At 46.8% G+C, this 16,198-nt stretch carries 7 protein-coding genes; all 7 read left to right on the top strand.

The features are described from left to right. The first annotated feature begins 179 nt into the window (after positions 1 to 179). The 7 genes from ACYVEA_RS18350 to ACYVEA_RS18380 all read left to right on the top strand — a co-directional run bounded on the left by ACYVEA_RS18350 (position 180) and on the right by ACYVEA_RS18380 (position 16,192). The gene (locus ACYVEA_RS18350; RefSeq protein ID WP_461114884.1) at positions 180 to 1,016 is read left to right on the top strand and encodes an MBL fold metallo-hydrolase; all 837 of its coding nucleotides are present in this window, start codon (positions 180 to 182) and stop codon (positions 1,014 to 1,016) included. A gap of 71 nt (positions 1,017 to 1,087) precedes the next feature. Further along, entirely contained in the window at positions 1,088 to 1,867 is a 780-nt protein-coding gene (locus ACYVEA_RS18355; RefSeq protein ID WP_461114885.1) for a patatin-like phospholipase family protein, read from the top strand. 487 nt (positions 1,868 to 2,354) lie between these two features. Further along, positions 2,355 to 5,585, top strand: a complete 3,231-nt coding sequence (locus ACYVEA_RS18360; RefSeq protein WP_461114886.1) for a SusC/RagA family TonB-linked outer membrane protein — start codon at positions 2,355 to 2,357, stop codon at positions 5,583 to 5,585. A 70-nt stretch (positions 5,586 to 5,655) separates the two neighbouring features. After that, a complete protein-coding gene (locus ACYVEA_RS18365; protein ID WP_461114887.1) occupies positions 5,656 to 7,302 on the top strand; it encodes a RagB/SusD family nutrient uptake outer membrane protein in 1,647 nt (548 codons plus the stop codon). A 476-nt stretch (positions 7,303 to 7,778) separates the two neighbouring features. Next, positions 7,779 to 11,063 carry a SusC/RagA family TonB-linked outer membrane protein gene (locus ACYVEA_RS18370; RefSeq protein WP_461114888.1) on the top strand — a complete coding sequence of 1,095 codons (3,285 nt, stop codon included), beginning with the start codon at positions 7,779 to 7,781 and terminating at the stop codon, positions 11,061 to 11,063. A 21-nt stretch (positions 11,064 to 11,084) separates the two neighbouring features. Beyond that, a complete protein-coding gene (locus tag ACYVEA_RS18375) occupies positions 11,085 to 12,764 on the top strand; it encodes a RagB/SusD family nutrient uptake outer membrane protein (RefSeq protein ID WP_461114889.1) in 1,680 nt (559 codons plus the stop codon). A 389-nt stretch (positions 12,765 to 13,153) separates the two neighbouring features. Beyond that, entirely contained in the window at positions 13,154 to 16,192 is a 3,039-nt protein-coding gene (locus ACYVEA_RS18380) for a SusC/RagA family TonB-linked outer membrane protein (RefSeq protein ID WP_461114890.1), read from the top strand. Positions 16,193 to 16,198 lie beyond the last annotated feature (6 nt).

Raw genomic sequence — 16,198 nt, forward strand, 5'->3', positions numbered from 1 at the left:
TCTCACTACGTATCGCTCTGTGGCCGTTTTTATATTTATTACCGGGCTGATGGTATATAGCTAATAGACTCATTTTTAAAACGAAATTGGTGCTTGTCGAACAAACAAACCAGGCTTACTGATGGTCAACTAAGGAAGATTGGCTTCTATAAAAACCTAACTTGCCAAAAAATGCTTGTATGACTCTCCAAACCCTTGACACTGGCCTTTTCAAACTTGATGGTGGGGCTATGTTTGGTGTTGTGCCAAAACCGCTTTGGCAGAAGCTTAATCCTGCTGACGAGCAGAATCGATGCACCTGGGCCATGCGTTGTCTGCTGTATGAATCGGATGGTAACGTACTGGTTGTCGATACGGGTATTGGTACGAAGCAGGACGCCAAATTCTTCGGTCACTACGATCTGCATGGTGACGCTACGTTGCTCGATTCAATCCGTAAAGCGGGCTACTCGGAAACCGACGTAACGCACGTATTGCTGACTCATCTGCACTTCGATCACGTTGGCGGAGCGGTTAAGCGGGATGATGGTCGATTAACACCCGTTTTTCCAAACGCTACGTATTGGACGCACCCGGCACACTGGGACTGGGCTGTTAATCCGAATCCCCGCGAAAAAGCGTCATTTCTACGTGAAAATATTCTACCGTTGCAGGAAAGCGGTCAGTTACAATTTCTTACGGAAAAGCCGCTTCCATTTACTGCAATTGACTTACTCTACGTAGACGGTCATACGGAGAAAATGACCTTGCCCGTTTTTACACTTAACGGCAAGACCGTGGCTTACATGGCCGATTTAATTCCGTCCTCGGCGCATGTACCGTTGCCTTATGTTATGAGTTATGATGTCCGTCCCTTGCTGACAATGGACGAGAAAGCCCGTATTCTAACAAAAGCCGCCGAAGAAAACTGGATTCTGGTTTTCGAGCATGATCCCATAACGGAAGCGGCTACCATCGAAATGACTGAAAAAGGACCACGCATCCGGGAAAAAGGAAAACTGGTAGCGTTTTTATAGCCTGATCGACTACACAACCAAATCCTTATCCTTACCGTTATTGAGGTGCAAACGAACGTATCAATCACGTAATGAAAATCGGTTTAGTTTTATCGGGTGGCGGAGCCAGAGGCATTGCTCACCTGGGTGTTATTAAAGCCTTGCAGGAAATGGGGATCAGCTTCGACCAGATTGCTGGAACCAGCGCTGGCGCCATTACGGGTGCGCTGCTGGCTCAGGGATACACCCCCGACGAGAGCTTGAAAATCATCGAATCGTCGTCGTTTGTGCGTCACCTTCGTCCTGCCTGGAACCGCATGGGTCTGTTACGACTCGACATGATTGTGGAACTGTATAAAAAATTCATCCCGCACGACACATTTGAGGGGTTGAAAATTCCGCTGCACGTCGTTGCGGTTGATCTAAATGAAGGCGAACTGGTTGTTTTTGAGAAGGGCGAACTCATCCGCCCCGTCCTGGCCTCCTGTTGCTTGCCCGGAATTTTCGAGCCCATGCTCATCAATAAACGTCAGTACGTTGATGGGGGCGTATTGAATAACCTGCCGGTCGATGTTATTGAGAACAAAGTAGGCTTCCTGATTGGCTCTCATTGCAATGTGCTGGGACCGCGCAAGCCCATTCGATCGATGCGGGGCGTTATCGAGCGAAGTCTGGTATTGGCTGTGCAGAGTAAAACGAGAGAGCGGTTTGCCAAATGCAACGTATTGATCGAGCCCCCTCAACTGGCCCAATATAGCACGACAGACATCAGCAAAGCGCGGGATCTGTTCCGGGTCGGATATCAGTATACCCGCTCGATGAGCGCTGATATTGACAACGCACTCAACCGACCGGTCCCGGAGTTGTCATAGGACAAATTGCTTCCAAATCTATAGAACGCCGGACTACTTAACTCGGCGTTTTTTTGTGTAGGGTAGACGCGAAACAGGAAAATGAAAGCCATTTTTTTATAAGTCTAGTACGACTTTGTCCCAAATAATAGCGCTGAGTGGCCAGTAGTTGAGTATTTTTAATACACGAACCTGACAGATGTATATTCATGCTGACAAGCTAAACTTGAATTATTTTGCGAATTGGCTGGACACAAGAATTACTTATTCACTGTTAGTAGAAACTACTTAAGCACAGATTATTTTGAGAAACGGGTTAAATTAAAATAATTCTATTTATATGAGAAAATACAATTCGGGTAAATCAGAATATTATTAGGTATATGCGTTTATATTAGAAATATTTGGCTACTAATCTGGTTTAGAATAAAAACTTTGTAATGACTTTTTCATTGTATAGCTTTGTTGTAAAGAAACTTGTTTTCTTAACCTAACAATAACTATACGTATGAAGAGAATTTTATTTGTGAGTATGCTATTGGTATGCTCACTCTGGTCTACAGCGTGGGCTCAGGAACGAAGAGTTGTCGGCAAAGTCACGTCGGCGGAAGATGGGTCACCCCTGCCGGGTGTATCAGTTGTAGTAAAAGGAACAAGCAAGGGTACGACGACCGATGCTGGCGGTGTTTATGACATCTCACTACCCACAGCCAGCAAAGGTGCCGTTTTAGTGTTCAGTTTTGTGGGCGTGACTACACAGGAGATCAGAATCGGGAACGAATCTGAACTGAATGTGAGCTTAGTCTCTGATTCACGCCAACTTTCCGAAGTGGTTGTTACGGGGGTTGGGGTAGCTACCGACAAGCGTAAACTAGGGATCGCTGTTGAATCGGTGTCATCCAAAAACCTCCCACAAACGCCAACGGCTTCGATCGATCAGGCGTTGGTCGGTAAGATTGCCGGTGCGCAAATCACCAGCGGCAACGGTACACCGGGCGCTCCGGTTAACATCGTGTTACGGGGGATCAATACAATTAACCGGGGTACGGCTCCGATTCTGTTAATTGACGGCGTACAGGTCGATGCATCTACGTATGACACGAACGGAAACTTCAACAGCAATCCAACAAGTTTGTTAAGTAGCATTGATCCGAACACCATCGAGCGCGTTGAGGTTGTTCAGGGAGCGGCTGCTGCTACGCTCTACGGAGCGCAGGGCGCGAATGGTGTCATTCAGGTATTTACCAAGAAAGGTAAATCAGGCAAACTGAACATCGACGTCTCCTCAAGCCTTACCCGCAATGAGTATCTGAACGTAGGCGGGGTAGCTAAGTCGCAGTTTAATGGATTTATTACCGATGCACAAAACAATGTTATTGGTACGTCGGGTAAGCCATTGACATTCGATCCGAACACGTTAGTATACAGCGAAAACGTACAGTATAATCCGCTTGACGTTAATAATAAAGCCGACAAGCCGTATACCGCTAACCTGAAGTATCAAGATCATTATGCGTACTTTTTCCGGCCCTCAAATACCTACAATAATAGCGTTGCTATGTCGGGTGGCCGCGATAAGTTTGACTTCTCTATATCAGCGTCGAACAACAAGCAGGAAAGTAACATCATCAACAATGGAGGCTATCAACGTACCAACTTAGGTACAAACCTTGGTTTCGAACTGGCAAAGGGATTGACATTCCGCACAACGACCCAACTGATTTACACCAAGAGCACTATTAAGTCGAATGACCGGAACATCCTCTACGCGTTGAACAACGCCCGGCCTTTTGCTGATTTCTCCGCACTCGATCCGGATGGCAATCCGGGTATATATTACGGTGATGCCGTAGGGGTTAACCATAACAACCCGAGCTACTGGCAGCGTTATACGGACAATAAGGATAACAAAGTTGATATTATTCAGAACCTGAATCTGAATTATAAAATCAACCAGTTCTTAACGTTAGATGCCAAATATGGTATCAACTATTCGCGGCAGGAGATTATCACAACTTACCCGAATCAGGTTAGCAACCGGAATGTGCAATACTACGAGGGAAGCAACTTCTGGGGAAATTATGCAACGGATGCATCGGGTGAAATTGACAATTATAGCCTGAACACGACGTATCAGAATTTCCTGGCATCGGCATTCATCAATACCGATTTTCAGAAAGATTTCAAACTGAATGTTCCGATTACGACCGCTACACAGGTTTCGTTCGATTATCGGAACCGGCTATCTCGTGAATACAATACTTACGGTTTGTCGTTGCCTTCTTACGAGCCCTTTACGGCGGCTCAGGCGTCTACGTTCAAAATCTTCAGGGATTATACGGAGCCGTTTATTACCTATGGTTACTTAGTGAATCAGCAGATTGATTTTGGGGATTTAGCTGGAATCGCGGGTGGTTTCCGGACAGATTTTTCGTCGGCGTTCGGTAGCGGGTCTAAACCGTTCACGTTTCCTCGGGCGAATGGATATTTCCGGCCTTCGGCGCTTAAATTCTGGGAAAACAGTGCGTTTGCCAACATCTTCCCTGAGTTTAAGTTAAGAGCTGCCTTTGGTAAAGCGGGTATTCAGCCAAAACCATTTGACCGGTATCAGGTATTGAACACTCGGACGCTGGGCAATGCGAACTCCTTCTACACACCGGCTAGCCAGCCTAATCCAAACCTGGACGTAGAGGTGTCGTCGGAGCTTGAAGTAGGTGCCGATCTGGCCCTGACTCCGTTGAAAGGGTCCGATTGGTTAAGCAGTATTCGCCTGTCGGCCACGTATTGGGATCGTTCGACGGATAATGCTATTTTCGACGTAAATGCCGCTCCGTCATCAGGAGTTAACTCCATCAAGGACAATGCTTTCTCACTGGCTTCCAATGGTTTCCAGGCCTCGTTGAACGCGACCATTATTCGTTCGAAAGATTTCTCCTGGAATTTGACAACCAACTTTGGTAAACAAACGTCGAAAATTACGGCTGTAAAAAATAACGCTGAAGTGGTTGTGCTGTCGAATGCCGGTAGCACCAACTACGTGTTGAAAGCGGGTGAAAAAATCGGGCAATTATATGGCTACGTAAGTACTCATCAGCTCGATGCGAGAGATGTAAACGGGAATCTTTACATCCCGCAGGATCAGCAGTCGCTCTATACCGTAGCCAGCAATGGATTTGTGGTTAACAAAGCAACCAAACAGCCGTTCTTCTCCGCTAATAAATACAGCTTTGGCGATCCGAATCCGAAGTTTAACATGTCGTTCATCAATGACTTTACTTACAAAAACTTCCTGACGTTCGGGTTTCAGGTGGATTGGGTTCATGGTAGCCACGTTTATAACCAGACGAAAGAATGGATGTACCGCGATGGTATTCATGCCGACTACGCAAACCCATTTACCATTGAAGGTCAAACTGGTGCCTGGACGGCGTTTTACCGGGGTGTTTATGCACAGCGCGCAGCTAACGGTACGAAAGACTACTTCTACGAAGACGCTTCGTTCCTCCGTTTGCGTAATGTGCAGATTGGCTTCGACCTGAGCAAACTTGTGAACACACCCGTACTACGCCGGGCGCAGGTGGTTATAGCCGGTCGTAACCTATGGACGTCTACCAAGTATACGGGCTATGACCCTGAAATCAGTTCGGGTACGGGTAACTCGGCCTGGGACCGAGGCACGGACCACAACACGATGCCTAACCTGCGTTCATACCAGGTCAGTCTGAACATTGGTCTATAAATTCGTTTTTGGCTGCTGACTATCAATTAAATAGAAGTAGCTAATCACTATAAACTTCAAGGATTCGTCAATGAAAAAGATACAAATAATAGTAGCAACCTTACTACTGGGTTTTGCTACGTCCTGTAAGGAGCAGCTGGATGTAAAAAATCCGAACCAGCCAACTGTTGCCAGTGCCAATACCCAGTCGGGTATAATTAACCTTGCTCAGGGTGGCGTTTATGTAAATGGAGTCCGGGAAATCAAAACGGATTTATACGATGGTATTCCGGGCTACTTCTGGTCAGGTGCCATGGGCGTCCATTCACTCATGGCTGATGAAGTTGGGGAGGAAGCCGCCAACCAGTTTGGTAATCAGATCGGTAATCCTGATTATGTCATTCTGGATGATGGTTCGAAGGTGTTGAACCCCAATGCGCCTAATACCCAAATTGCGCTGATTCGTCAGATCAACGTTAACGCCAACCAGGGTGCCAATCCGCTGTTCCACGAATGGTGGTACATGTATTCGCTAAATAGCCAGATGAACAAAGTACTGGAATTAGCGGATCAGGTTGCTTTCACAGGCGATAAAGCTGCCAAAAAGGCGACGATTCAGGCCTGGGCTTACTGGTGGAAAGGATTCGCCTACGCGCACATTGGCTCCATGTATTATGCCGGTCTTATCAATAATGCGTCGAATGGTACTAATGGGAACTATGTGACAAAAGAAAAGATCATCGAGGAATCCAATTCAAATCTTGATAAAGCGGCCGCGTTGCTAACGACGATTGGTACATCAAGTGACTACACGGCTGTCATGACCCTGCTCATTCCCAACTTTAATCAGGTTGGTAAAGGGGGCGTACCGACCACGGCTATGTGGAAACGTAGCATTAATACACTCAAAGGCCGGAACTTGCTGGTAAACACCAAAGCATCGGCTATGACGGCTGCTCAATGGACGCAATTGCTAACCTTGGTTAATGACGGCGTTATGGCTACAGATAACGTATTTACTGGCCGTTCCAATGCCAGCGGTGATATGCTGGCCCCACTAACGGGTACAGTAGCTGCCAAGTCGACGGGTGATCCATCGGGTGGCGCTACGTATAAAATCAGCGAACGTCTGATTCAGGATTTCAAGACGGGCGACAAACGGCTGGAAAATAACTTTACGCAACGTGCTACCCCCTGGATTGGTGAAAGTAGCCGTGGTCAGGCTTTCAATACGCGCTGGCAGTTGGTTGACGGTGGTAAAAAAGTAGCTGGGGCCATTGTGCTGAGCGATCGGACGGCCGGCGGTACCGAATTGTATATGGCTGGTAGCTACGAAGAAAACGAGTTGATGAAGGCGGAAGCACTCATCAATACGGGTAAAATCGAAGATGGCTTGAAGTCGATTGACGCCGTTCGGGCAGCCCAGGGAGCAGGTTTAGCTGCCGTTACAGGTACTAACTTAACGTTGGCCCAGGCCAAAGAAGAATTGCGCCGGGAGCGTCGGGTCGGGTTGGCTTTCCGGGGCCTAGCTTTTTATGATGCCCGTCGTTGGGGTGTAATTGACCCCATTGCTAGCGGTGGCGGCCGTAAAGGAGCCGTTATCGTCGACAAAACAGGTAAGGTTAACACAAACGGCACCATCGAGTATAACTTCCTTGACTATTGGGACGTACCTGATAATGAGCTAGTTTATAACGCAGCCGCTTCGGGTAGTGCGCCAACTAAAAACCCTAAGTAATAAATGTAGGGTCAGCTAGATTGTGATTAGACAAAGAGAGGTTCTTCTGTAGTGGAGGAACCTCTCTTTTTGTTTGCGGAGCAGTCTAAGTCAACACACATCCAATATAACAAAGGCAAATGGCCTCTAACGGCTTCATAACTGGCCAATTGAGTATTAAAACGGCATTAAAATTGCTTCCCGGCACAGTATATCTGCCTGCTTCCGAAAAAAAACTTGGTCGCTCTGCAATTGAGTAATAATGACAAGTACAAATACTTACAAAACGGGTGACGAACGCTATAATTATATAAATTTCGATGAATACTGATTGAAGAATTAAAATTCATATTGACAAAATAATATATTGATAAAAGGAATGATTCTAAAATTTAGAATTGTTGTATTAAATTGATCCGAAAGATTTGTAATGATTTTCTTCATTATATAGATTTGTTAAAAGAGACGCGTTTTCTTGGCCTAACACTAAATATGCTATGAAGAGAATTTTATGTGTGAGTATGCTATTAATATGCTCACTCTGGTCCACGGCGTGGGCGCAGGATCGAAGAATTGTCGGCAAGGTTACGTCGGCAGAAGACGGATCGCCTTTGCCGGGCGTTTCGGTCGTATTAAAAGGTACGACCAAGGGTACGACGACCGACGTGGGCGGTATTTTTGACATCTCAGTGCCACAGGCGAAAGGAAGCGTATTGATTTTTAGCTTCGTAGGGGTGGCTACACAGGAGATTCCCATCGGCAACCAGTCTGAATTGAATGTTAGTTTAGTCTCCGATTCCCGCCTGCTGACGGAAGTAGTTGTAACGGGTAGCGGGGTCGCTACCAGCAAAGCCAAGCTAGGGATTGCGGTTGAAAGTGTATCCGGTAAAAACCTCCCACAGACGCCGACTGCTTCCATCGACCAGGCACTGATCGGTAAAATACCGGGTGCCCAGATTTCTTCGGTCAGTGGTAATCCCGGCGATCCGGTAAACATTGTACTTCGGGGGATTAACACGGTGCAGGGCGGTACCAAACCCTTAATCATGGTGGATGGTGTGCAGATTGCCGCGACAGACATTAACTCGCTGGACCTGAGCAATGTAGAGCGCGTTGAAGTAGTGCAAGGTGCGGCTTCTGCCTCTATTTACGGAGCGCAGGGCGCCAATGGCGTTATTCAGGTGTTTACCAAAAAAGGGAAGAAAGGTCGTGTTGCGGTCAATTTCTCGACCAGCTATTCGGCCAACGAGTTTATTAACAGTGGCAACGTTAAAAAAGCAGATCTTCATCCTTACCTGACGGATGCCAGCAACAACCTCATTGATCCGTCGGGCAAACCATTGACTTACAATGAATACGGTTCCATTGAAGGTATATCCTATAAATACGGCGGAGCAACGCGCTATGCCATATTGGATACCCGAAATGTTTCGAATACGCCTTACAATGCTAACCTGAAATATTACGATCAGTTTAAGCAGGTATTCCAGACCGGATCTACAACCAACAATAGCATCAGCATTTCGGGAGCGTCGGAAAAAAGCGATTTCGCCATCTCGGCGGCCAACAACCACACGGTTAGTGGCGTAATGAAAAATGGCTATATAGATCGCAGCAACCTGACTGCCAACTTGGGTACGGAACTGTTTAAAGGGTTTACGCTACGTTCGACCACCCAACTGGTTTACACCAAAAACACGCTTCATCCAGGCTTAGGCGCTCCGGGCGGCTATGATTACGGTAAAGGCAACTCGTTGGGAAGCATTGGCTCCGTATACGGATTCTTCAATACGTCCCCATTTTTTGATTTAACCGCAAAGCTGGCCGATGGAACGTACCCTCGCTACCAAACGGCCGATTTTTTAAGCGTAAATGCCGCTAACCCATTTTATCAGCAGGCGTATACTAGCGGCCTGGACAATAAAATAGACGTTATCCAAAACTTTGATGCCAATTACAGCATCAACAAATTTTTGGAATTGAACGCTAAATATGGCCTTAACTATCGTACGGAAAACTCACGATGGACGTATTTCAACCAGTCGGCAAATATTAATTCTACGTATTACGACACCTGGTCATCGTACTTTGCTCCCGATAATAAGGGAGAAATCACGAATTGGCAGTATAACACTACGTTCCAGAACTTCCTGGCCACTGCCTACATACGGACCGATTTTGAAAATGACTTCCATATAAAATTGCCGATTCAGACCAGTACGCAGATATCATTTGATTATCGTAAAAAGAAATACGAGGAATATGATACGTATGGGTTAGGGTTAGGACTGGCACCGCCTTTCAATATTTCGTCTACGTCATCGCAGGGGGTAGCCTCGTATGACGTTACGACTAAGCACAACGGTGATTACGTGGAGCCATTCGTTACGTACGGGTACCTGGTGAACCAGAAAGTTGATTTCGGCGATTATGGTGGTCTTACTGCCGGTTTCCGAACGGACTGGTCATCAGCGTTTGGTGCCGGTTCAACACCCTTTACGTTCCCGCACTTTGATGCCCATATCTCGCCGTTTTCGTTCATGAAGAACAGTAACATCTCGAATACGCTGTCGTACTTTAAATTACGAGGGGCGTATGGCGAAGCGGGTATTCAGCCGGGTGCTTTCGACCGATATCCTGTTCTAGGCCAGCAAAATCTTGGGTCAGGCCTGGTCTATACGATACCGACTACCAGCAACAATGCGAACTTGAAAGTAGAGGTTTCAAAAGAACTTGAACTCGGTACTGATTTTACGATTGGTCTCGGTCAGGGCAACTGGCTTAACTCAATCAACGGTTCGTTCACGTACTGGAAACGAAAAAGCGAAAACGTAATTTATACGGTTAGCGTACAGCCGTCGTTAGGCTCAACAGGCCAACTGACCAATGCCATCGACATGTCGTCGAACGGGGTTCAGTTTTCGTTGACATTGCCAATCTTTAACTCTAAAGGCTTGAAGTGGGATTTTACGACCAACTTTGGCCACCAGATTTCCAAGATTGATGCTATTTCCGGTGGTGCCGACATTATCTTAACGTCAGGCGCAGGTGATGCGGCTCTGGTATTGACAGCTGGCCAGCAGATTGGTCAGGTATTTGGCTACAAGGCCTTGACCAGTACGTCGTTTACCCGTCAGGACGGCTCACGGTATATTACGGAAGGTGATGCTTCGAAGTATACGATGGTCGATGGACGGGTAGTGGATAAGGCAACGATGGCGATCCAGTTTACGGATGAGAAGTATCCATTAGCTAACCCCAATCCAAAATTCAATGCGTCGTTTATCAACTCGTTTAGTTTCAAGGATTTCCTGACGTTGAATTTCCAGTTCGACTGGGTGTACGGAAGCCACCTGTATAATCAGACGAAAGAATGGATGTATCGTGATGGTATCCACGGTGATTTCTCGAAACCCGTGACGATCGACGGACAAACGGGTGCCTATACCGCCTATTGGGCGAGTGCGTATTATGCGCTTTGGGGTAGCACGCGTGGCGCTGGCAATAACGCAACTAAAGATTTCTTTGTTGAAGATGCGTCTTTCCTGCGGTTACGGAATATTTCGCTGGCTTTTGATCTGGGTAAGGTTATAAAACTACCCTACGTTAATCGGTGCCAGTTAGTGCTTACCGGTCGGAATCTACTGACCGTTACTAAGTATACCGGGTTTGATCCTGAAATCAGTTCAGGTGCGTCTAACTCCTCTTTCGACAGAGGTATAGATCACAACACGCTGCCTAACACCAAGTCGTATCAGGTTGGACTGAACATCGGGTTCTAACTTTTAAAACTTTCTTTCAACATGAAACTCATAAAGACAAATAAATTTCTTTACACGATCTGTTTCACGGCAATTTTCGTGGGTGCAGTTTCCTGCAAAGAACAGTTGGACGTTGGTAACCCAAACGCTCCTACCGTAACCGCCAATGTGAATACAGAATCTGGCCTTATTTCGCTGGCACAGGGGGGCGTGTATATCAACGGCTTTTTGAATGGCGATAACTGGCTGGGCAACAGCTACTTTTCGTTGCCTTGGGGCTACAGTGAGCTTATGGCCGATTTAGTGGGTGCGGATGCGTCGAACAATCAGGTCACCACCATAGGCGTACCGGACTATATTATTTTAGACAATGGGACCAAATTGACAAATCCGTCGCCTGCCATAGGGATCATTCGGTCGTATAATAGTCGTGCCTCAACGGGAGCCAGCAACAACCCGCTTTATTATCAGTGGTTGAATATGTATGCGCTCAATAATGCCTGTAATACCGTATTGAGTCTGGTAGATGGGATCAAGTTTTCGGGCGATGCGGCCAGCCGGGCCAATACCATAAAAGCGTGGTGTTACTGGTGGAAAGGATATGCCTATGCTTCCATCGGCTCCATGTATTATTCGGGCCTTATTCTTGATAAGGCGGGTGTTGCCAGCAGCGAATACGTGCTGCATGATGCCATCATTAACCAGTCTAATACATTTTTCAATCAGGCGGCCACTACGTTGACGAGCATCACCAGCGCCAGCGACTATCAGGCTGTATTGACACAACTGATTCCTGTGGCTAATCAGGTAGGTCATGGTGGTGTTTTGACCGTAGATATGTGGAAGCGGAACATCAATACTATGCTGGCCCGCAATATCCTGGTGAACAAACTGGCTCCGTTTGTAAACGGCAATCCTGATGCGAAAATCACCAAGTCGTCGACAACAGCTATTACCACTGCCGATTGGAACAGCATCCTGACCTTAGTGACAAACGGCATCAAAGCGGATGATTTTGTCTTCACAGGACGTAGCACTCCATCTAACTCCTTCTTTTCCGCATCAGGTGGTACAGTTGGCTCGTTGACGACGGGTGTTAATACGGCTACGACGTTCAAGATTAGTGAGCGGTTCATTCAAAATTTTAATGCTGGCGACAAACGACTGTCAACCAATTTTGATATGAAGACCACTTATACAAACAATTACAACTATACAACCCGCTATAGTTTAGTTGATAATGCGAGTGGTGGAGCCGTATATACATATGGAAGCAAGAACGTAGGGGCCTACGAACTATTCATTGCGGGTAGCTATGAAGAAAATGCGCTGATGCTGGCCGAAGCGAATATGCGTCTGAACAACATAGAGACCGGCCTGGGATACGTTGACGCCGTAAGAACCTTTCAGGGAGCTGGCGTTGCCGCCGTTAAAGGAACAGGTTTGACACTATCCAAAGCCCTTACCGAGCTGACGAAAGAAAGACGGGTTGCTCTTTTCGGCCGCGGGCTCTCATTTTATGATAGCAGACGCTGGGGTTGGACATATGACATCGCCAACGGTGGTGGAAGCTATGGCAATACGGTAGTAACGACGGCGGGTGTTATTAACAAAAACGTTACGGTTAACTATAATTTCCTGGATTATTGGGATGTGCCTGCTGATGAAGCGGTGTTGAATCCACCTACCAACGGCGTGGCTACTAAAAATCCAAATTTTTAATCCAGGAAGGGTAGCGGAAATAGCGTAGTAAAAACTGACTACGTTCGTATAATAAGGGACTTTTCGTTGCTAGCGAAAAGTCCCTTTTGTTTGATTGAGGCACTAAAAACTACAGTTCAGCGTCAAAATAATAGACACTGCATCGACTGGGTTATAATTTGCGTACTCTTAGTTAAGCTGTTTCATGGGAGGAGGACAACGTCAGGTCCTTTGTAAAAATCTAACTGAAAAACAGGCCTATTTTTACGGTCTGGTTAGTCAATGGATTTATACGATGAAGGTGAGTTTTACGTTTGAAAAAATAGTAGCTTGCTAAGCTTTACAATAGATTGTTTTGCCCAAACTTAATACGTACATCCTAAAGGAATTATCTGGAATATAACCTATACATGAGAAAATTTTACGGTCTTATTCTCTGGTCTGCTTTGCTGGCTATGCTACCAGGTTGGTTGTTTGCTCAGGGGCTGCGTATATCAGGAAGGGTTACCTCGGCGCAGGATGGCCAGCCTATACCCGGCGTGAACATCGTCGTTAAGGGGACAACCAATGGCGTCAGCACAGACGCGGCAGGTAATTACACCATTGCGATTCCTGGTCAAAACGCCGTTTTGCTGCTTACCTCTATCGGCCTAGTGACACAGGAAGTAACCGTTGGCAATCGCACGGTTGTCAATGTGCAGATGCAGGAATCCATCAACGAACTGAGCCAGGTCGTTGTGACTGGTTATAATACTACTCAGCGGAAAGACATTACAGGGTCAATTGCGTCCGTTTCTCCCGACCGATTTAAAGACATTCCGGTCACAAGTCTGGATCAGGCATTACAGGGCCAGGCGGCTGGTGTTCAGGTGACACAGTCGTCGGGCACTCCGGGTGGAGGCCTGACGGTACGTATCCGGGGATCTACGTCGATTTCGGCCAGCAACCGGCCGTTGTTTATTGTTGATGGGGTACCCGTGCAGGATGGGGCTCTATCGGAGCGTGAATTTGGTGGACAGACCGACAATGCATTGGCGCTTTTTAATCCTAATGACATTGAGTCGATGCAGATATTGAAAGATGCTTCGGCCAAAGCTATTTACGGCTCGCGGGCGGCTAACGGGGTCGTATTGATAACTACTAAACGAGGGAAGTCAAATCAGAAAACAAGCTTTACACTTGATGTGCAGCGCGGAATGACCGACGTGGTTCGTCGGCCGGACTTGCTCAACGCAACTGAATTGCTTACCCTTCAGCGGGAGGCCGTTACCAACGCTGGGCAAGATCCCGATAAATTGGGTTTGATCAGAGGGGTAACAGATGCGGTGAACACCGATTGGGTGGATGCTACATTGCGAAAAGGCGTATACCAGCAATACCAACTCTCAACGCAGGGCGGTAATGACAAGACGCAATTCTACCTCAGTGGAAGCTACCGCGATGAGCAGGGCGTTCAGCTAAATAACCAGTTTACGCGTTATACAGGCCAGTTTAAATTCGACCATAAAGCCACGCAGAAGCTATCTTTTGGCACTAACCTTACTTTATCAAGAGCGCTTAATAAACGCGTGAAGGGTGATAATTTTCTGGATGGTGTATATTCCGGAGCTGTAAAGAGCTTACCATATTATGCCCCTTATAACGAGCAGGGTAGATTATACGGACCTGGCGATGGGGCTAATTACGCTGGGTTTCCAAATTTCAACCCGGTAGGGCAGGCGCTCTTGCCACGCTTCAACGTGTACACGGTAAAGATGCTGGGTGGAATTTATGGCGAATATGAGATTCTTCCGAACCTTCGTTTCAGGACGAAATTCAGCATCGATTATAACAACGTAACGGAGGATGATTTCGAGCCCTCTACAACCGCCATTGGTGGGTTTCTAACCTCTGTAGGTGGCCACGGATATGGCACTTTCAGTACTACGAATATATCTACCTTTATCAATACCAACACGCTGAACTATAATTTTACACTGGCTGAGAAACACCGGTTTACCGCATTGGCAGGCTTTGAATTGTTGCAGACTACGTATCGAAGTGGTAGCGTCCAGGGTCGACTGTTTCCCAGCGATGATTTTACATATGTCAACTCGGCCGGCATAGTTGATCAGGGCGGATCACTGGTGACCAACAACGGATTAATTTCGACGTTTGGCGAAGTTAACTATGCTTATGACGATAAATACTTAGCGACGCTGACAACCCGCTACGATGGGTCATCGCGCTTTGGTCAAAATAAGCGTTTCGGCATATTTCCATCGGGTTCGGTAGCCTGGCGTATCTCAAGTGAGAAATTCCTGGAGGATTTTCGGGCGTTGAGCGACCTGAAACTAAGAGCGAGCTACGGCTTTACGGGCAATGAACGTATCGGTGACTATCAATTTCTGGGTACCTGGGCGTCGGCTACCTACAGTGGCGCAACAGGCGTCGGACCAGCCGCGCTGGCGAATCCATTACTGCAATGGGAACGCACGCGAGAAGCAAATATTGGGCTGGATGCTTCATTCTTCAGCGGTCGGTTTAACGTAACGATCGACGCCTATGATAATATGACCGATAAGCTTCTGTTTGCGCAGCCTATTCCACAAACGACGGGCTTTAGTAATGTTCAGGGCAATATTGGGAAAGTATCGAACCGGGGCGTTGAGCTAACCATATCAACCGTGAATATCAATAAAGCGGTGCGATGGAGCACAGATTTAAATATATCGCATAACGAAAATAAAGTTGTTGAGCTGACGGGTAGTCAGCCGGTATTCCGGGGGTATACAGGAAACGGGGTTTCTAACACGAACGTTATTTTGCCTGGACAGCCGCTTGGTACGTTCTGGGGACTGAAATTCCTGGGGGTCGATCCCGCTACAGGGAATGCCATATATGACGATAAAAACGGTGATGGTCGGATCTCGCCGGACGATGGGCAAGTAATTGGAAATGCTCAGCCTAAACTGGTTGGTGGGCTAACGAATAAGGTTTCCTGGAAAGGATTTGACCTGAGTGTGTTTTTTCAGGCTTCTTATGGTAACAGTATCCTGAATTTTTCGAATGTAACGCTACTTAATTCCGGGGCCGATCTGCAAAATAATCAAGTGCGGCAGGCACTCAAACGCTGGCAGAAAGAAGGTGACATTACCAGTGTCCCTAAATATGAGTACCTGAATTCATACAATAACTACCTGAGTAGCCGGTTTTTGGAAGATGGCTCGTATCTGCGCCTGAAAAACGTGTCCTTCGGGTATAATTTCCCCAAGAAATGGGTCAATAAATATAAAGTTGGTAATGCCCGTTTGTATGCATCAGCCATGAATCTCTGGACGTTGACCCGCTACTCCGGGCCTGATCCCGAAGTGAGCACACTCGATGGTTCAACATCGGCACAGGGAATTGACTTTTTTACATTACCTCAGATAAAAACTGTACTGGTGGGGTTATCCCTCAGTTTTTAATAGATA

This window comes from Spirosoma jeollabukense, from assembly GCF_054777855.1.